This is a genomic window from Mesorhizobium sp. INR15 (genome assembly GCF_015500075.1).
In the GTDB taxonomy this organism is placed as follows: domain Bacteria; phylum Pseudomonadota; class Alphaproteobacteria; order Rhizobiales; family Rhizobiaceae; genus Mesorhizobium.
Genome location: NZ_CP045496.1, coordinates 6,113,404 through 6,132,499, shown reverse-complemented (window position 1 = coordinate 6,132,499; position 19,096 = coordinate 6,113,404). Strand labels below are relative to the sequence as shown.

The following is a 19,096-nucleotide window of genomic DNA, read 5'->3' as shown; positions in this document are numbered from 1 at the left end:
ACGGTCCGCCATGACAACATCGACTGCCGAGGCAGCCATGAACACCGTTGCGACGCAAACCAGAAATCGTGGCGTGACCTCTCGCATCGTGCGCCGGGCCTGGGGCTACAGCGAAATGAAGATCGCGGCGTCGATCTTCCTGGCGCTGGCGCTGCTGACCGCGTTCGGCCCCTATCTGATCGACGCTTCGGCGACCAAGATGAATGTCGCCGACAAGTTCCTGCCGCCGCTGTTCATGGAAGGCGGCAAGCTGCCGCATTTTCTCGGCACCGACCAGCTCGGCCGCGACTTGTTGCTGCGCTCGCTGATCGGACTTCGCAACGCCTTCGCCATCGGCATCGTCAGTGTCATCGGCATGTTCATCCTCGGCTGCGCCATCGGCATCTATGCCGGCTATCGTGGCGGCTGGACAGACGTGATCCTGATGCGGCTGACCGATGTGCAGATGTCGATCCCGGTGGTCATCCTGGCGATTACCATCCTCGGCATGTCGCGGCCGTCACCGGCGTCGATCATCGCTGTCCTTATTCTGGCAAGCTGGCCGGTCTATGCCCGCGTCTCGCGCGGCGTCACCCTGGCCGAGCGCCAGAAGGAATATGTGCGCGCCGCCAAAATCCTCGGCGCCAGCGACCTGCGCATCATGATCCGCCATATCGCGCCGAGCATCTTGCCGCCGATCGCCTTCGTTGCCGTCCTCGACATCGCCCGCATGATGATCTTCGAAGCGATCTTCGGCTTCATCGGCATCGGCATCCAGCCGCCCACGCCGACCTTCGGAACAATCATCGCCTCCGGCACGCAATACCTGCTCAATGCCTGGTGGATCACCATCGTTCCCGGCGTCCTTCTCGCGTTGGCGCTCGGTAGCCTCAACCTGATGGGCGGCGTTCTGGAACGTGCCCGCAATCACATCCTGCAGGGAGGCGAGTGATGTCGAAGAGCCCATCCAATGTGCAGTCTCCGCCTCCGGTCATGGAGGTGCGTGGCCTGTCGGTGACGGCCAGCACCGCCGCCGGCGATCGCACCATCCTTTCCGACATCGACCTGACTGTCGCACCACGCTCGGTGCTTGGCATTATCGGCGAGAGCGGCTCCGGCAAGACCGTGCTGTCGCGCGCCCTTGTCAACTGGATCAAGCCGCCGCTCCGCATTGCCAGTGGTGTCGTCAATTACGGCGGACGCGACTTGCTGACCTTGCCTGCCGAGCAGATGGCCGGTCTGCGCGGCCGCGAGATCGCCTATATCGGCGCCAACCCGACCAGCGCGCTTGATCCGACCGTTCCGGTGGGACATCAGATCCTGGAAAAACTGCGCGCCGTGGCACCGCGGCTGTCGCGCCAGGAGGCCCGCCAGCGCGTCATCGACACACTCGAGGCGGTGCGCATTCCCTCTCCCGCCCAGCGCTTCGACGAATATCCGTTCCAGTTCTCCGGCGGCATGATGCAGCGCGCGCTGATCGTCGACGCGCTGGTCTCCAATCCAAAGCTGTTGATTGCCGACAACATCACCCAGCCGCTCGATGTCACCGTCGCCGCGCAGATTCTGCGCCTGTTGCGCGAGCTTCAGAAGGACTTCGACACCGCCGTCGTCTTCGTATCGTCATCACTCGGCATCGTCAGCGACATCGCCGACGATATGATCGTGCTCGATCGCGGCCATATCGTCGAACGCCAGTCGGTCAGCAACATCATCAGCCGGCCCGAGCATGGTTATACGCGCGAGCTGATCGCCAAGGTTCCCAAGATCTGGGCAACAAAGGAAAAGCCGCCAGCTCCTTCCTCTGGAGAGGTCGTTTTGGATGTTCGCGAGGTCGAGAAGATCTATCGGGTCCGCGACCGCAATGCCGTCTTCGCCGAACGCAAGGTGCGGGCTGTGCGCGGTGTGTCGTTCACGGTGCGCCGTGGTGAGAATTTCGGCATCATTGGCGAGTCCGGATGTGGAAAGTCGACACTGTCGCGCCTGTTGAGCTGTCTCGAGGCGCCCGAGACCGGCCAGATCCTGTTCGAGGGTACCGACATCGCCACGCTGCGCGGCAAGGAACTTCTCGGCCTGCGGCGGCGTTTCCAGTTGCTGCTGCAGGACCCGTATAACGCCATTGCCGCGCACAGTTCGATCGGTCGGACCATCTCGGAACCGCTGCTGATTCACGGCCTCGGCAACCGCCGCGAGATCGAGAAGAAGGTCAAGGATGTGATGACCGAGGTCGGCCTGTCGCCGGCGCTCTACAACCAGTTGCCGGTCGGTCTCAGCGCCGGCCAGCGCCAGCGCGTCAACATTGCGCGTGCGCTGGTGCTCGAACCCGAATTGCTCATTCTCGACGAAACGCTGTCGTCGCTTGATCAGGTCGAACAGGCCAAGCTGCTAGACCTGTTCGAAACATTGCAGGTCAAGCGTGGCATCACCTATGTCTATATCTCACATGATCTGGCGATGGTGCGACGGGTCTGTGCCCGCATCGCGGTGATGTATCTCGGCCGCATCGTCGAGCTCGCTGACAACGACACGATGTTTGGGCGTTCGGCGCACCCCTATACGCGGGCGCTGCTCAGTGCGGTGCCGACGGTGGAGGAAAAGCCCTACCGTACGGAGACCTATCTGCTGGAGGGTGAGCCCCCGGATCCGATCGACATTCCGCCCGGCTGCAGCTTCCGCAGCCGCTGTCCGTTCGCCTTCGACCGCTGCGCGACCGAGGATCCTGTCCAGGCGATCCACGAGAGCGGCAATGCCAGCGCCTGTCATCTGGGCCTGAACGGGCTGCCGGTCGTCGATGTGGCAAGGCTGGCCGCGGCTGCACCCGGCGCCCATCCATGACATCTGGTCCTATCGCCTGCCTCTTGCGCGATAGGCCGAGACTTCCGCGGCGGAGAAGACACCCCTATGGCATCGGCTGAAGCTTTTTTCCGCGATCGTAAGACGGTTCATGCCGGCTGGCGGCAGCATCTGCATCAATGGCCGGAGGTGGCATTCAAGGAACACCAGACCGCTGCGTTCCTTGCCGAGCGCCTGACCGAGATGGGCATGGGCGTCACGACCGACATCGCCGGCACAGGGCTGGTGGCGACGCTCGAAGGCCGCAAGCCGGGTCCTGCCATCGGCCTGCGCGCCGACATGGATGCCTTGCCGATCCACGAGGAAACCAGCCACAGTTATCGCTCACGCCGCGACGGCGTCAGCCACGCCTGCGGCCACGACGGCCACATGACCATGTTGCTGGCGGCGGCCGATTATCTTTCGCGCGATCGAGACTTCGCCGGCCGTGTCCGCTTCATCTTCCAGCCCGCCGAGGAAGCCGAGGGCGGCGGCCGCCTGATGGTGGAAGAAGGCCTGTTCGACCGCTTCCCGGTCGATGCCGTTTTTGGGTTGCACAACTGGCCAGGCTTGCCACTCGGCACGGTCGCTGTGCGGCCGGGACCGATGATGGCGGCGATGGATCTTTTCACCATCACGATCCGCGCCAAGGGCGTGCACGCCGCGCTGCCGCATCTCGGCACCGACGCCATTGCCGCCGCCGGGGCATTCATCTCCAGCCTGCAGTCGATCACCAGCCGGTCGGTCGACGCGCTTCAGCCGACTGTCGTTTCGCTGACCCAGATCCATGGCGGCAACTCGCTCAACGCGTTGCCCGGCGAAGTGGTCTTGCACGGCACGGTGCGTGCCTTTTCAGACGCGGCGCGCGCCAAGGTGCGCCAGCGGCTCGACCAGATCGTTGAAGGCGTCGCGATCACCCATGAAGTCGGCGCCGCCCTGGCCTTCGAGCCGCGCTATCCAGCCACCATAAATGATCCCAATGCAGCCGCGATCGTCGAGGTAGTTGCTGAAAACATCTGGGGTCGAGACGCCGTATTGACCGAGTTCGAGCCGAGCATGGCGTCGGAGGATTTCGCTTTCATGCTCAATTCAAAAACGGGATGCTACGTCTGGATCGGCAATGGCCAGGACACGCCACTGCACAATCCCGGTTTCAATTTCAACGACGCGCTCATCCCTTTGGGCGCGCTTTACTGGACGTCGCTGGCAACGAACTGGTCGACGGCCAAATCGCCGCGGCCCGATTGACGGTGCCGGCCGGCATAAAACCCAAACAGACGAGGAGGACAAACTATGAGGCTTAGCGGGAAACGCGCGCTGCTGATCGGCGCGGCTACAGGCATCGGCCGTGCCTGTGTCGAGGATTTTGCCAGGAACGGTGCCAGCCTGGTCATCGCCGACATCAACGAAGCGGCGATGGCGGAAGCCGTCGAACTTGCCCGTGCCCAAGGCGTCGTCGCCCACGGTATCGCCTGCGACGTGGGTGACGAAGCCTCGGTTCGCGATGCGGTCGCTTTTGCTGAAAAGCAACTCGGCGGGCTCGACACGCTGGCATTTTTTGCCGGCCTGATGCGGACCGGAGCCATAGATACGTTCGAAGCCGCGACCTGGGATGCGATCTTCAACGTCAATGCGCGCGGCACTTTCTTTGCCGCCAAATATGGTGCCGCCGCCCTGCGCCGTGCCGGTGGCGGCAGTTTCATCACCACCTCTTCGCTGGCGGGCCTGCGCGGAGCGCCAGGCATGACCGCCTACGCGGCCGCCAAGGGCGCCGTGATCGCCTTCACCACGGCACTTGCCCAGGAGTTGGCGCCGTCCAATATCCGGGTCAACTCGGTGTTGCCGGGCTGGATCGACACGCCGTTCAACAATCCGGCGATCGACCATATGGGTGGGGCGCGGGCGCATGGTGAGATCGTCCAGCGCATTGTGCCGCTCGGCAGGCAAGGCACTCCGGCTGAAGTTGCACCGATGTACACGTTCCTTGCCTCGGAGGAATCACGCTACATTACGGCCAAGTCGATGATGGTCGACGGTGGCATGGCACACTGAGCGTCGGGCGGGTCTTTCAGCCTTTCGCAAAAAGTCGCGCAAGGCCGTACAAAACCTGTAACAACGGCGAGCGGTATTGCACCTTTCGCCTGCGGGCTTTGAGAGCGGACAGGATGAGCAAAGCGAACTTGTTGATAGACGATCGCGATGTCGAGACGAATGAACTGCTCGAATCGCGGCGGCGCCTCGGCACCAAGCTCAAGCTGGCGCGGCAGACAAAGGGCCTGACGCTGAAGGAATTGGCCAAGCGCAGCCAATGTTCTGAAAGCCTGTTGTCCAAGGCCGAGAACGGCCGCGCCTTGCCGTCCCTGCCGCTCATCCACCGTCTGGTTCGCGTGTTGGAAACAAACATCAGCTGGCTGTTCGATGAGAACGAGCCAGACGACTCTCCTGTCTTTCGCGCCGGTACCCGCCCGGTGGTCACACTCGACTATCGGCCGGGCGACTGGGCCGGCGTTTCGGTGGAACGCATTATCCCCTACAAGGGCGGGCATCTGCTGCAGAGCACCATCCATCACATCGACGTCGGCGGCCAGAGCGGCGCGGCAATCACCCATGAGGGCGAGGAAACCGGCTATATCCTGCGCGGCCAGATCGACCTCATTCTCGACGGAGTCGTCCACAGCCTGAAAATAGGCGACTCGTTCTGTTTCCGCTCGCACATTCCGCATTCCTACCGCAACACCGGCACGGAACCTGCGAGCATCTTGTGGACCTGCACGCCGCCGACTTTCTGAGGTCACGCGGCTTGCGCAGTGACCGAGCCTCGACCGGGAAGGGGGTAGATAAGCCCTACAGCGTCGCGGCGGGTACGAGATCGCGTCAAACTTCATGGGCGTCGAACGCGGCGCCCCGGCGACGGCCATCGACGCGCGAGACACCCTGAAACAGATCTATGTCGACGATCTTGATTGCCGAGAAAGCCGCTGATCTCATCGCTGGCCGCTCCTTGCCTAGTGCCGGGCGATTTCATCCAGGAAGCTGCCGATCAGGGCGTTCTTGAGGATCTTGCGGTTGGCGATAACCGAAAGTCTTGTTTTCTTCGCGACATCGCTGGTGAGGATCGGCCGGATCTCTCCCCGCTGCTGCCAGATTTCCGCGAAATGGGTGGGAAGAAAGCCGAGATAGCTTCCCGACAAGATGAGGAACAGAACCCCCTCGGTCACATGCGAAATCGCTTTCAGGGACATGTTCATGCGATCGACATAGGATCGCTCTGCCTCGGAATAGCCGTGCCGCACGAACGCCCGGCCTGAGAGATCGGCGACCTGGATGTCGCTGTCGGCCATTGGCCAAAGCGGGTGCTTGGCCCCGCAGTAGAGCTGGCTCACCTCTTCAAAGAGCGTCACGGCCGAGATGTCGGGATGCTCGGATTCAAGCACCGTCACGCCGACATGGATTCGCATCTCCTGGACGGCGCGGGATATTTCCGCTGACGATCCGGAAATGATCCTGATGCCCACGTCCTTGTGCTTGCCGCAATAGGCGGAGATTGCGCGATGCAGTGCGGAGTCCGACTTCGTGACGATCGTGTCGACCAGGCCGATATAAAGGGTTCCGGTCAGGCCAGCCATGGTGTCGTTGATCTGAGAGCGGAAAATCTCCAGCGAGGCAAGCAGTTGGCTAGTCGCCGCATAGGCCCGCTCGCCTTCCGGCGTCAGGCTGAAGCCCGACCGGCCCCGGTTGCACAACCGCATGCCGAGGCGAATTTCCAGATCGCTCATCTGCTTGCTGATGGCGGACTTCGAAGCACCCAGTTCGACTTCGGCAGCGGAAAAGCCACCGCAATCGGCGACGGTGCGGAAGATGCGAAGCAACTTGATCTCGGCGTCGCCGATCTCGCCCGTGAAAAGTCGATGTGGCCAGTTCATGCTTGATCATTGCCCAGGCGGGCACTGATTGCACTCGCCTGGACAATATTAGGGGACCGCATTGCCACCTACAAGCGGCCCACGGGCAAGGGATGCAGCGTGTTCACAAGGCTGCCCGGATGGCAGCCAGCCCACGGCCGATATCGTCGGCTGAGTTGTAGAAATGCGGCGAGAAGCGGATGAAATCCTTGCGCAGCGAGGCGATCACATTGTTCTGCTTCAGGGTCCTTGCGAACTGGGCGCTGTCCTTGCCCGCGAACCGGGCTGCGACGGTTGCCGAGCGCTGCATCGGATCGGTTGGGCCCAGCACCTCGGCGCCGAGTTCTCGCAGCCCCTCGATCAATTGGGCTGAAATCTTCGAATTGTGCGCCTGGATTTTGCCGATGCCTGTGTCCAAGAGGTAGCGCAGGCTGACCGTCGCGCCAATCGCGGTGCCATAGGCCATGGTTCCGAACTCGTACCGCTTCGCCCCATCCGGCAGTTCGACCCTGTCGGCTTGGAAGTCCCACATATCCTTGTGCGATCGCCAGCCCAGCAAGCCGGGGTTCATCTCCTGCATGCGCGGCGAAATATAGGTCAGGCCGGTGCCGAACGGACCGCACAGCCATTTGTAGGTGGAGGTTGCCACGGCATCCACGCCGCTGCCGGCCGCATCGACCACGACCTGTCCGGCCGACTGCGTTCCATCGACGACGCAGAGGGCGCCATGGCGGTGCGCCTGCTCGGCGATCGCCCTGAGATCGTAGGTCTGGCCGGTTCCGTATTCGACATGCGAAATGCAGACGACGGAGGTGTTGGCATCGATCGCGCCAAGCAATTCATCCATGTCGATGGCCATGCTCTCGCGCGGCTTGACCCAGCGCATCTCCGCACCCGTGTGCTGGGCTACTCGCATCCAGGGATAGACGGTGCTGGGGTGCGTGATGGTTGTCGCGACGATGGTCGATCCTCTTTTCGGCATGGCTGCCCAGGCCAGCGATGACATCAGCACCGTCTCGCTTGAAGCCACGGCGATGTCGGCAGGCGTCGCGTTGAAGAGCTGCGCGGTGGCAGCATTCAGGTCATCGAAGCATTTGACCTCGGCCTCCTCGTCGAAGGCCACCGTTCCGTCCTCGGCAAGTTCGGTCTGCCAGCGATTGATCGCCTCGGCCGCCGTCTTGTGCGTCAGGCCGACCGATGCCGCATCGAGATACACGTAGGATTGTGCCGGCGGAAACACGTCCAGCGATGCCAGGCGCCCCTCGGCGTTTGTATGGTTATCCAATGTCCAACTCCTTCAGGATCGGGATAATTTCAAATGCGACAGGTATTTGCGCTCGAGCCCGCGGAACACGGCGGTGATCAGGAAGGTGAGCGCGAAATAGAGGATGGCCGCGGTAAGCAGGCCTTCAGCGGCGAGATAATATTTGTTGTTGAGCATCCTGCCGGCACCCAGGATGTCGATGATTGTTATGGTGCTTGCGACGACGCTGCCATGCAGCGTGAAGATCACTTCGTTGGACAGCGGCGGCAGCGAGCGTCGCCAGGCGGAGGGCAGAACGATCAGCCAGAAGAGCCGGACGCCGGAGAGACCCAGAGCCTTGGCGGCTTCGACTTCGCCTTTGGGCACGCCTTCGATCGCTCCCCTGAGGATTTCGGTAAGATAGGCGGCGGAGCAAAGCGTGATGGAGACAAAGGCGCATCCCCAGGCTCCGCGCAGCACAGGCCAAAGAAACGAGTGGCGGACAAACTCAAACTGCGCGGCGCCGTAGTAGAGGAGATAGAGCTGAACGAGCAGCGGCGTACCGCGGAAGACATAGGTGTAGCAGAACACGATCCAATTGAAGCCGCGAACCCTTTGTGCCCGGATCACAGCGAGCGGAATGGCAATCGCGATGGCAAGCAGCAACGGGATCAGGACAAGCAGCAGCGTGTTGATGAGGCCCTTCGCGAAGAGGGGCCAGTTGGCGGCGATCACACCGAGATCGATCGGCGAGAAATCCTGAAGTGTCGACAAGGCGGTTTCCATCTCAGGCGGTCTCCGCAACGCGAAGCCGTCTCGCGAGGACGCGCAGTCCCACGTCCGAGGCAACGGTGAGGCCGAGATATATGATCAGGACGATAGCGATGAACGTGAACGGCTGGTGCGTCGCGCGTCCGGCAGCGTTCGCCTTGTTTACGATGTCCTCCAGCCCCATCACCGACGCCAGGGCAGTCGTCTTCATCAGGCTGAGCCAGTTGTTGGTGAAGCTCGGCATGGCGTTGCGCATGAGTTGGGGCCAGATGACCAGCCTGAAGAGAGGCCATCCGCCCAGGCCAAGCGCTTTTCCGCCTTCGCTTTGACCGCGCGGGATCGACAGATAGGCGCCACGAAACGTCTCGGTCATGTAAGATCCGAAAATGACGCCGATCGCCGCGACGGCCACGGTAAACGGGTCGAGCTCCGCTCTTTCCCACAAGCCTGTCGCGTCGCCGATCCGGTTCACAACCGCTTGGCCGCCATAATAGAGCAGCAGCATCAGCACCAGGTCCGGAACGCCCCGGATCAGCGTGGTGTAGATCTCGGCCGCGCCACGCGCGACCGAGAATTTCGATGATTTTGCCCAGGCTCCGACCAGGCCCAGCGCCGTCGCCACCAGGAGCGAGCAGACGCTTAGCGCAATCGTCACGTAGATGCCGCGAAGGACAAACGGCAGATAGTCGGCAGTGTCAGTCACGGTTATCCTGACAGTCTATGGTCGTTGCACTCGGTGCGTCTCAGGCTCACTTGCCAAAGATGTCGTAGCTGAAATATTTGTCGTTGATCGCCTTGTAGGTTCCATCATCGCGAACCGCCTTGATGGCCTTGTTCAACGCCTCGCGCAGATCGGTGTCCTGTTTCCTGAGGCCGATACCGATGCCTTCACCAAAGCAGCCGGGTTCGTTGACAGGATCGCCCTTGAAGGCAAAGCCCTTGCCGCGCTCTGTCTTCAGCAGGCCGAAGTCGAGCTGGATCCGATCGGAGAAGACGGCATCCAGCCGGCCGGCACCGACGTCGAGGAACATGTCTTCGGCGTTCTGATAAACCTGGACGCTGGCATTCGGGTAAGCCTTTTCCAGATAGCACTGCGCTACGCCCGGGATTGTGCCGATCTTCAGCCCGCCCAGAGCCTTGTCGGCGAAGTCGATCTTGGTCGCCTCGGCCGCGACGAACACGGCGGCTGTCTGATAGTAGGGATCGGTAAAGTCGATCTGCTTTTTGCGCTCCTCGGTGATCGTCATCGAGGCAAAGATGCCGTCGAACTTTTTCACCAGCAAACCTGGGATCATGCCGTCCCAATTCTGGGCCACGAAGGTGCAGTTCCGGTTCATTTTCTTGCAGAGAGCATTCCCCAGATCGATTTCAAAACCCGCGATCGAGCCATCCGCGGCTCGGAAGTTGAAAGGCGGGTAGGCCGCCTCCGTGGCGAAAGTGATGTCCTGAGCCGCCGCCATCATCGGCATCAGGGCGATCCCGATTGCGCCGGCCAAGCCAAGCAATTTGTTTCTCATGTCTTATTCCCCTTTATCCTGCGGGCGTTTTCCGCGAGTTGGCGACACGCCATCCCTTGGGTTCGCCCGGCGATCGTTCTCGTAGCCACCGAAGCGGTGTACCGTTGCGAAATTGCTTCACGCCACATATGCCGTCCGGCCCTTCCGCGGTTCCAAGGTTAGTGCAGCCAGGGTTGCGTGCGTTACCAAATTCCTCAAGCCAGGTTTCCAAACTAGGCAACCAAGCCTCGACGGGTCGCATGCTAGGGCGGTGCCACGCTATTGAATTGATCGGTGTTGTTTCGGGGAGATGGAATTGACGAAGATCGTGCCGCTTGCGCAAATCCTGAAAGCTCTGCCGGACATCGATGTCGTCGCCGAGATCGAGCGCGGCTTCGTCGCCCTGTCCGAGGGCAAGGTCGAGGTTCCGCCGGTAGGCGAACTGCTTTTCCCGGACGAGAACGGCGAGCTTCACATCAAATACGGCGCCGTGCACGGCGACGACGTGTTCGTCGTCAAGCTTGCAACGGGTTTTTTCAACAATCCGAAATTGGGGCTGCCGCCGTTCTCCGGTTGCATGCTGGTGCTCTCAGCCAAGACGGGCCAGGTTCTCAGCATCCTTCTGGAGGAGGGGGAGCTCACCAATCACAGGACCGCCGCCGCGGGCGCCGTTGTCGCGCGTCATCTGGCACCGTCGCGCCTGGACACGATTGGAATTTGCGGGGCCGGCGTGCAGGCGCGCTTGCAGGCCGACTATCTGCGCAGGGTGACGCAATGCCGTGACCTCGTCTTGTGGGCGCGTGATGTCGAGCGCGCGACCGAAGCCGTGCGCGATATCGCTGGCATGGGCTACAAAGCTCGCGTAGCGGCAAGCCCGCGAGAAGTTGCCGCTTCGTCGCAATTGATCGTTACGACGACCGCTGCCCATCAGCCCTATCTGCTCGCGGATTGGATCAGACCCGGCACGCATATCACCGCGATGGGTTCGGATACGCCTGAAAAGAACGAGCTCGATCCGTTGATCCTGAAGTCGGCCGCCCTGGTGGTCGCCGACAGCATACCGCAGTGCCTGATGCGCGGCGAGATTCGCGCCGCGATAGCGGCAGGCGCCTTGAGGCCAGAGGGTATCGTCGAACTCGGAAATGTCATTGCCGGAAAGGCCGGGCCGCGCTTGCCCGGCGACATCACGGTGGCCGACCTGACCGGCGTCGCCGTGCAGGACATCATGATTGCCAAAGCGGTGGTCGCACGAACAATTTGAAGGGTGCCTTATGCAGATTCCCACTTTCATCCTCGAACGCAGCCAGACGCTTTATGAGAACGATGTCGCCATCAATCTGACGGAGAGCGGCGTTCACCCGGCGGCGATCTCGGACATCCTATCGGGAGCCGAACTGGCTGAGCTTGCCGCCTTGCCGCTGGGCTATGGATATACGGACGGCACTCCATCGTTGCGCCAGTCGGTCGCTGATTGGTATCCCGGTGCGGCTTCGGAAAACGTGCTGGTCGCTCACGGCTCGTCGGAAGCGAACCTTCTGACCTTGATGGCGCTCGCCGAGCGCGGCGACCATGTGATCGTTGTCGTGCCGAACTTCATGCAGATCGCCGGCCTCGCCGACAGCCTGGGGATCGAGGTGACGCAGATTGCATTGCGGCCGAGCGACGGCTGGCAGCCCGACATTGCCGCGCTGGAAGCGGCAATCGGCCCGCGCACCAAGCTGATCACGCTTTGCGACCCAAACAATCCGACCGGCACGACGCTCACCCAATCGTCCCGGCGGGCACTCGCGGAGCTGAGTGATCGCACGGGCGTCTGGCTGCATGTCGATGAAATCTATCGGGGGTCGGAGATCGATGCCCTTGACGCGCCGACCATCTATGGCATGGGCAAGAGGGTTATCGTGACCGGAGGGCTGGCGAAATCCTTCGGTTGCCCTGGCCTGCGAATGGGCTGGATGATCGGCCCGCAGGCCTTGGTGGCCGAGGGCCATCGGTTCCAGGACTATACGAGCATCGGCACCGGCGTTGTCTCGCAGTTCATTGCCGGACGAGCGCTGCGCGAGCCCATCCGGAGCATGTTGCTCTCGCGCGGCCGGCACATTCTCGCTGCCGGTCGCCAGCGGGTGGCCGAATGGCTCGACGGGCGTCAGGGCTGGTCCTGGGTCGTACCGCAGGCGAGCGGCATGGCGTTCCTTCGCTACGATATGGACGTCTCGTCGGAGAGCTTCGTGGAAGAGCTGCGCCGGAGCAAAGGCGTGTTCGTTTGCGCGGGCAGCTGGTTCGGCATCGAGGGCCACATCCGTGTGGGCTTCGGCGTCGATCCGCATCATCTCGAAAGCGGGCTGGTGGGTATAGACGAATATCTGCGCGAGGGACGGTCGTTCAATTGACCGTCACCGTTCCTCGCCACCCCTCGACTTCGCACCGTAAGCGACGACCTCCAGTTCGATCAGACCGCCATTGAGCAGTTCCGTGACGATGGCGATCCGCGCCGGCTTCGCTTCCGGGAAGTATTTTTCGTAGGCGGCGTTGAACTGATCCGCGTCGTTTGCGTCCCGCAGATGGACGTTGACCTTCACGATGTCCGAAAGGCGCAAGCCCGCCCGCCCCAGGATGTCCTTCACTTCCAGCATGATGCGATCGGTTTCGGCGGCTACCCCGCCGCTGACGATCTCTCCGTCGGGCCCGAAGCCGGCGAGGCCTGACAGGAATACGAAATCGCCGGCGCGGACCGCCTCGGAAATTGCGAGCCCTTCCACATTGGGGCCGGCGATGAATTCGATCGTCATGGTGTCTTCCTGCTTCGATGTCAGGAACGCATTCATAAGACGGGCTGCTCGTGATTGGTTATGAGATGTGGAAACTGATCTTCTTGAAAAGGGAAACGACGGTTCGGATACCGGCGTGCAGGCTGAATGAACCGTGAGGGAGAGCGAATTGGCAGAAGCGATCAACATTGACCCTGAATATGTCGAGCGGCTGATCCTGGACCTCGGCGAATTCGGCGCGCACAGCGGCACCGGTGTCTGGCGCACAGTGTATTCGCCGGAATGGGTGGCGGCGAACAGCCAGTTCGCTGATTGGTGCAGGCAAGCGGGCTTGTCCGTGCATCACGACGCTGTCGGCAACGTCTGGGCAAGACTTGAAGGCGAAGAGGCCGGACCTTCGATCGTGTCCGGATCGCATATAGACAGCCAGACGCCAGGGGGGCGTTACGACGGTGCCTTGGGCGCCATTGCAGCGCTGGTCGCGGTTGACGCTCTGGCGAAGCAATTCGGCAAGCCGCGCCGCACTTTGGAGGTGTTGGTGCTCTGCGAGGAGGAGGGGAGCCGCTTCGCGGCGGCAAGCCTCTGGGGCTCGCGCGCCATCACCGGCTGCATCGAGCCGCGCGAACTGGATGAACTCATAGACGGCGACGGTGTGTCGATCCGCCAGGCCATGCAGGCCGCCGGACTTGATCCTGATGCTTTCGGCGAGGCTGAGCGCGCTGACATCGACACGTTCATCGAACTGCACATCGAGCAAGGTCCCGTGCTTGAAGCCGCCGATCTCGCTGTCGGCCTCGTCACTGCTATCAACGGCCTGCGCCACTACCGTGTGGAACTGACCGGCGAAGCAAATCACGCCGGCGCCTTTCCAATGGATGCGCGCCGCGACCCGATGGCGGGCTTCGCTGAAATCGCGGGTGGCGTTATCTCGACAGCGGAGCGCTGGGGGAGGCCGGCCGTGACGACCGTGGGACAGGTCAACGTCGAGCCGAACCTGCCGGCCATCATTCCGGCGAAAGTCAGCTTCATGATCGATGCCCGGCATCCCGATCCGGACGCCGTGCAGCGGCTTTATGCTCTCCACGAGAATCTCATCCGCGAGGTCGCCGATCGCCGTGGCCTCCAAGTGAAGATCACCGTGGTGGAAAATCAGGCGCCCCTGATCTGCCATCCCGAGATTGTCGCGGCGATCAAGGCAACGGCGCAAGAGCAGGGCATCCGGCTGGGCGCCCTGTCCAGCGGCGGCAGCCACGACACCCAGCAGATGTCGAGGATCGCCCGGGCCGGGATGATATTCGTTCGCAGCAAGGATGGCAGGAGCCATACGCCCGAGGAATTCTCCTCGATCAACGACATCGTCGATGGCATCAAGGTACTGGCCGGTACGCTCTACAAGCTCGCCTATGGCGATGCTCGTTGACGGGCATGGTTCGCGCGGAGGCATGAAAACCAGACCGGCGGACCTTGTCCAGGCCGCCGGTCGGGCCCCCAGCCAATATCCTTAGGCGAAAAAGGCGAAGCGGATGATGAACAGCGCCGCCACCAGCCAGGTCGCGGCATGGACCTGGCCGGGACGCCCGGTCAGGAGCTTGAGCGCTGCATAGCTGACGAAGCCAAAGGCCAGACCATTGGCGATCGAGTAGGTGAAAGGCATCATCAGAGCGGTCAATGCCGCCGGTGCTGCTTCGGTGATGTCGGCCCATTCGACCTCGACCAGTTCGCGCATCATCAGGCAGGCCACGTAGAGAAGCGCCGGCGCCGTCGCATAAGCTGGTACGGAGCCTGCCAGCGGCGAGAAGAACAGCGCCGCGAGGAAGAGGACACCGATGACCAAGGCGGTTAGACCCGTGCGTCCGCCGGCCTGGACGCCGGAGGCGCTTTCGACATAGGCGGTGGTGCTGCTGGTGCCGAGCAGCGAGCCAGCGACAATCGCCGTGCTGTCGGCCAGAAGTGCGCGGCCGAGGCGGTTGGGCTTGTCCTGTTCGATCAGGCCGGCGCGCTTGGCAACGCCGATCAGCGTGCCGGTGGCATCGAACACTTCGACGAGCACAAACACCAGAATCACGTGCAGCAGGCCTGAATGCAGGGCGCCGACAATGTCGAGCTTCAGGAAGGTCGGCAGGACGGACGGTGGCATCGAGACAATGCCGTTGAACTGGCTGACGCCAAGCGCCATCGATGCGATGGTGATCACGAGAATACCGATCAGGATCGCGCCACGCACCTTCAGCGCGTCAAGCGCCGCGATGATGAAGAAACCCGCAATCGCAAGCAAGGTCCCCGTCTGGCTGAGGTTGCCAAGTGTCACAAGCGTTGCCGGGCTGGCGACGACGATGCCGGAGCTCTTCAGGGCGATGATGCCCAGGAACAGGCCGATGCCGGCCGCGATCGCACTGCGCATCGAATGCGGGATGCCGGCGATCAGCCAGCTGCGCACGCCACTGACTGTCAGCAGCAGGAAGATCAGGCCCGAGATGAAGACCGCACCCAGCGCCTGCTGCCATGAGAAGCCCATTGTGCCGACGACGGTGAAGGCGAAAAAGGCGTTGAGGCCCATGCCCGGCGCCATGCCGATCGGCCATTTCGCGACCAGGCCCATGATCAGCGAGCCAAGGGCTGCGGCAAGGCAGGTCGCCACGAACACAGCATTGCGATCCATGCCGGTCGACGACAGGATCTCCGGATTGACGAAGATGATGTAGGACATCGTCAAAAAGGTCGTGATGCCGGCGATCACTTCGGTGCGGATCGAGGTGCCTTGGTCCTTCAGGTTGAAATACGTATCGAGCACTCTTTGCTTCCCTCCAATATGGCGTGCGGCAGCCTTCCGTCACGCGCAACGCCACAGCGGGTCCATGACCTCTGATGGTCAAGAACCAGCGGCATTGCCGAGCGTTGCTGCTCCCACGTCGTCGGCCCTGACGCTGCTCCAGCGTGTCCATCCCAGGCCGAGGTGAACAGATATTTGACGCAAGACATGGTTGCTTGCGCAAACCGGCATAACTTCTGCGTGTTGCATGAACTGCACAAGAGGCCAGATGACCAATTCTATGAGAAGCAGTTTCGCAATTTTCTAGAGGAATCGAGGGCTGCCGCAATCGGCTTCGGGGCTGTTGCCGTAGTGCTGTGGCTCCGGCCGCTACAGGCCACGGCCGGATATTATAAGGTCAGCGCAACGCAGCTTATCAGGCTGTTGAACTGTTCCTCAAGAAGACGCTCTGGCGAAAAGTCTCGTCTTCAGCCGTCAGTGCATGTGACGCGGTGGCCGACGCGTCACCGCTTTTGCCCAATGGCGGCATCCGCGCATCGCGCGCTCCGCGATGCGCTTCAATCAGACCGTGAAGGCCTCGCGGAAGCGTGCGAGCGCAAGCTCGTCATCGCCCGACGGGAACGCTTCCATGCTGACCATCCCCCGGTATCCCATTGCGTCGAGCGCTCGGGCGATGGCCGGATAATTGATCTCACCGGTGCCAGGTTCCATACGGCCGGGGACATCCGCAATCTGGATCTCGCCGATATAGGGCAGGGCGCGCCGGCAAAGCTCGATCAGGTTACCTTCGCCGATCTGGGCATGGTAGAGGTCGAGATTGAGTTTCAACGCCGGCCGGTCGATGGCGGAGACCAGGGCGATCGTGTCGTCCGCCCTTGCAAAAGGCACTCCCGGGTGATCGACGGCCACGTTGAGGTTTTCCAGCACGAAGATGACGCCTTCCTCTTCGCCGAGATCGGCGATCCGCTTCAGCGTATCCAGCGCCTTCAGCCACATCGGACCGGTCATCACGTCCGATTTCACGAGCGGCAGGCCTTGGCCGTCAAGCCCGGTTCCGTGCAGGTTGAGGCGCGGGCAATTGAGCTGTTTGGCGATCGGGATGGATTGGCGCGCGGTGCGGAGCAGTTCGTCGGCTCCGTCATTGTCGGCCAACGTGCCGGTCAGGTATCCCGTCATCGACGAAAAAATGGCGCCTGATTTCGCCAACCCTGCGATGTCGTGCCGCGTCCAGTCCCAGATTTCGACCTGAAAGCCGAGCTCTGTCAGGCGTTTCAGGCGATCCAAAACCGGGAGCTTGCGGAAGACCATCTCCGCGCAGGCGGCGAGCGCGAACGGCGACGAACTGGTGCTGGCCATTTGGATTTCCTGGGCAATTGTTGAGGTTCAGCCGATCTCGCACGGCTTCGACCTGTCCTGTACCGGCTGCAATTCGGTTTGCTACCGATAGCAAACCGAATTCTGTTTTAGACTGCCGGGCGAGGAAATCAACCAGTCATTTCATTTTATGGGAAAATGGAATAAATGATCCGAAATTGGAGCGGAATGCCCGGCGGACCGAGGACCAATGCGGCGGACTAGTCGGGCTGCTTTTTGCGTTGCAGCAGCTCCATGGTCAGGAACAACAGCGTCACGATGACGAGGATGACGACGGACGCTGCGGCGAGTGTCGGGCTAACCTGAAGGAAAACGTCGTCCCACAATTGCTTGGGCAAGGTGGTGACGAAGCCGCCGCCGACGAACATCACGATCGTCAGTTCCTCGAAGGATTCCAGGAAGCCGGTGATGAAGCCGACAATCAGGGACACGCTGACCAGCGGGAGCGTCACGCGCCGGACCACCTGGAACCTGTTGGCACCGAGAGTTGCCGCCGCATCGTCGAGGCGCCAGTCGTGGCCCTTGAAGCCGGAGACCATCACCACGAAGACGATAGGCAGCGATATGACGGTGTGGCCGAGCACGATGCCCAGATTGGTGGCAACCAGCGACATCTGTGCGAACAGGTAGAACATCGCGATTGCGATCACCAGCTGCGGCACGATCATCGGTGACATGAAGAGCAGGAAGGCGAGGTTCGATATCCGGCCTTTCGAACGTGCGGCCGCGAAAGCAGCGGCTGTCGCGATGGCCAGCGTCAGGCTGGCCGTCGCCAGGCCGATCGCGAACGAACGAATGGTCGCGGCGCGCCACAGTGGCGATTGCCAGTATTCGTTGAACCATCTCAGACTGAAGCCGGTCGGGGGGAAGGAGAGGAAGGCGCTCGACGTGAAGGCCATCGGGATGATCGCCAGGATCGGCAGCAGCAGCAGTGCGATGATGAGGCAGCTGTAAGCGGAAAGCACGCGGCCCGCCGACAGGAAGGGCAGATAGGCATCGCGCCATCGCGCAAGCGCTGTGAAGGCCGAGCCAAGGGCCGAGACCAAGCCGAGGCCCGCCTTGCGGGTTTGCGTGTCCGACGCCCTGGCGGGGCCGCCTCCGGCGATCGACGACAACGAGAAGACGCGGTCGAACAGGAACACCGCCGCCATCGTCAGCAGCGTCAGTATCACCGCGAGCGCACTGCCCATGCGCCAGTTCTGGAATGTGTTGATCTGCTCGATGACAAGCTGGCCGACCATGGTCTGTCGTGGTCCGCCAAGCAGGGCGGGGGTGACGAAGAAGGCCAGCGCGACGATGAAGACGAGCAGGCCGGCGGTGGCGACGCCGCGCACCGTCAGCGGAAAATACACGCGCCAGAAGGCCTGCGCGTCGCTGGCGCCCAGCGTCCTGGCGGCGGAGATCAGCCCCCTGTTCACAGCCGTGAGGGCCGGGAACATGATGATGATAGCGAGCGGCAACAAGGTATGGACCATCGCGAACACGACGGTGCCGCGATTGAACAACAGGTCGCCGCCACCTGGCAGACCCAGATAGTTCAAAAGGCTGGAAACCGGGCCATGGCGGCCGAGCAGCACCAGCCAGGCGAAATTCTTGACCAGCGAACTTGTCCAGAACGGCATCAGCACAAGCAGCAGGAGCCAGCGCTGCCGATATTTTGGCTGATGCGAAATCCAGTAGGCTAGCGGATAGCCAAGCGCGAGGCACCAGGCGGTTACCTCGACCGCGATGCCCAGCGTGCTCAACAGAATGCGCCGGTAGACCGGTGTGGCGGCAAGCTGACCAAAGGCGGCGAGGCTGAAGCTGCCGTCGGGATCGAACAGGCTGACAGAGACGAGCTGCAGCGTTGGCCACAGGAAGAAGACCGTCAGGAAAGCGAAGCCGGGCAGGAAAAGCCAACCCACGCCCGGCCGAAATGCAGCGAGAAGCGGAAAGCCGGCCAGGCGTGGGTTGGACGCTGCCAT

General features: G+C 62.0%; 17 protein-coding genes. 8 read left to right on the top strand and 9 right to left on the bottom strand.

The genetic code is table 11. The features are described from left to right. Nucleotides 1-10 precede the first annotated feature (10 nt). The 5 genes from GA829_RS29850 (at nt 11) to GA829_RS29830 (ending at nt 5,597) form a co-directional block, all read left to right on the top strand. A complete protein-coding gene (locus tag GA829_RS29850; RefSeq protein WP_195176134.1) occupies nt 11-931 on the top strand; it encodes an ABC transporter permease in 921 nt (306 codons plus the stop codon). Beyond that, on the top strand, nt 931-2,811 hold the full coding sequence (locus GA829_RS29845; protein ID WP_195176133.1) for a dipeptide ABC transporter ATP-binding protein: 1,881 nt from the start codon (nt 931-933) through the stop codon (nt 2,809-2,811). The genes GA829_RS29850 and GA829_RS29845 overlap by 1 nt, the downstream gene beginning before the upstream one ends. Before the next feature lie 66 nt (nt 2,812-2,877). Next, nucleotides 2,878-4,056, top strand: a complete 1,179-nt coding sequence (locus GA829_RS29840) for a M20 aminoacylase family protein (protein WP_195176132.1) — start codon at nt 2,878-2,880, stop codon at nt 4,054-4,056. Between the two features lie 45 nt (nt 4,057-4,101). Further along, nucleotides 4,102-4,860, top strand: coding sequence for an SDR family NAD(P)-dependent oxidoreductase (locus GA829_RS29835; protein ID WP_258052015.1), 759 nt, complete (start codon nt 4,102-4,104; stop codon nt 4,858-4,860). Nucleotides 4,861-4,973: 113 nt separating this feature from the next. Continuing rightward, nucleotides 4,974-5,597 (top strand): cupin domain-containing protein, encoded by a 624-nt coding sequence (locus GA829_RS29830; protein ID WP_195176131.1) that lies wholly within the window; start codon nt 4,974-4,976, stop codon nt 5,595-5,597. Between the two features lie 216 nt (nt 5,598-5,813). Here the strand turns inward: GA829_RS29830 and GA829_RS29825 are convergent, their stop codons facing one another. The 5 genes from GA829_RS29825 to GA829_RS29805 all read right to left on the bottom strand — a co-directional run bounded on the left by GA829_RS29825 (nt 5,814) and on the right by GA829_RS29805 (nt 10,241). Further along, nucleotides 5,814-6,731, bottom strand: coding sequence for a LysR family transcriptional regulator (locus tag GA829_RS29825; protein ID WP_195176130.1), 918 nt, complete (start codon nt 6,729-6,731; stop codon nt 5,814-5,816). Nucleotides 6,732-6,834: 103 nt separating this feature from the next. Further along, nucleotides 6,835-7,995: an aminotransferase class V-fold PLP-dependent enzyme gene (locus GA829_RS29820; RefSeq protein ID WP_195176129.1), complete on the bottom strand. Its 1,161-nt coding sequence runs from the start codon at nt 7,993-7,995 to the stop codon at nt 6,835-6,837. 12 nt (nt 7,996-8,007) lie between these two features. Continuing rightward, on the bottom strand, nt 8,008-8,739 hold the full coding sequence (locus tag GA829_RS29815) for an ABC transporter permease (protein ID WP_195176128.1): 732 nt from the start codon (nt 8,737-8,739) through the stop codon (nt 8,008-8,010). A gap of 1 nt (nt 8,740) precedes the next feature. Next, a complete protein-coding gene (locus tag GA829_RS29810; RefSeq protein ID WP_195176127.1) occupies nt 8,741-9,427 on the bottom strand; it encodes an ABC transporter permease in 687 nt (228 codons plus the stop codon). Between the two features lie 46 nt (nt 9,428-9,473). Continuing rightward, nucleotides 9,474-10,241 (bottom strand): transporter substrate-binding domain-containing protein, encoded by a 768-nt coding sequence (locus GA829_RS29805; protein ID WP_195176126.1) that lies wholly within the window; start codon nt 10,239-10,241, stop codon nt 9,474-9,476. A gap of 295 nt (nt 10,242-10,536) precedes the next feature. Here GA829_RS29805 and GA829_RS29800 point away from each other — a divergent pair, with 295 nt between their 5' ends. Both GA829_RS29800 and GA829_RS29795 read left to right on the top strand, forming a co-directional pair. Further along, the gene (locus GA829_RS29800; RefSeq protein ID WP_195176125.1) at nt 10,537-11,481 is read left to right on the top strand and encodes a Rossmann-fold NAD(P)-binding domain-containing protein; all 945 of its coding nucleotides are present in this window, start codon (nt 10,537-10,539) and stop codon (nt 11,479-11,481) included. A gap of 10 nt (nt 11,482-11,491) precedes the next feature. Further along, a complete protein-coding gene (locus tag GA829_RS29795; RefSeq protein ID WP_195176124.1) occupies nt 11,492-12,610 on the top strand; it encodes an aminotransferase class I/II-fold pyridoxal phosphate-dependent enzyme in 1,119 nt (372 codons plus the stop codon). Between the two features lie 3 nt (nt 12,611-12,613). Here the strand turns inward: GA829_RS29795 and GA829_RS29790 are convergent, their stop codons facing one another. Next, on the bottom strand, nt 12,614-13,009 hold the full coding sequence (locus GA829_RS29790; protein WP_195176123.1) for a RidA family protein: 396 nt from the start codon (nt 13,007-13,009) through the stop codon (nt 12,614-12,616). Nucleotides 13,010-13,157: 148 nt separating this feature from the next. Between GA829_RS29790 and GA829_RS29785 the strand changes: the two genes are divergently transcribed. Continuing rightward, complete coding sequence (locus GA829_RS29785; RefSeq protein WP_258052014.1) at nt 13,158-14,408, top strand: Zn-dependent hydrolase; 1,251 nt, start codon at nt 13,158-13,160, stop codon at nt 14,406-14,408. An 81-nt stretch (nt 14,409-14,489) separates the two neighbouring features. On the opposite strand, the gene GA829_RS29780 is transcribed toward GA829_RS29785, so the two are convergent. The 3 genes from GA829_RS29780 to GA829_RS29770 form a co-directional block, all read right to left on the bottom strand. Next, entirely contained in the window at nt 14,490-15,779 is a 1,290-nt protein-coding gene (locus GA829_RS29780) for an NCS2 family permease (RefSeq protein ID WP_195176121.1), read from the bottom strand. 540 nt (nt 15,780-16,319) lie between these two features. Continuing rightward, nucleotides 16,320-17,114 carry a TIM barrel protein gene (locus GA829_RS29775; protein ID WP_195176120.1) on the bottom strand — a complete coding sequence of 265 codons (795 nt, stop codon included), beginning with the start codon at nt 17,112-17,114 and terminating at the stop codon, nt 16,320-16,322. Between the two features lie 218 nt (nt 17,115-17,332). Further along, a complete protein-coding gene (locus GA829_RS29770; RefSeq protein WP_195176119.1) occupies nt 17,333-19,096 on the bottom strand; it encodes an ABC transporter permease subunit in 1,764 nt (587 codons plus the stop codon).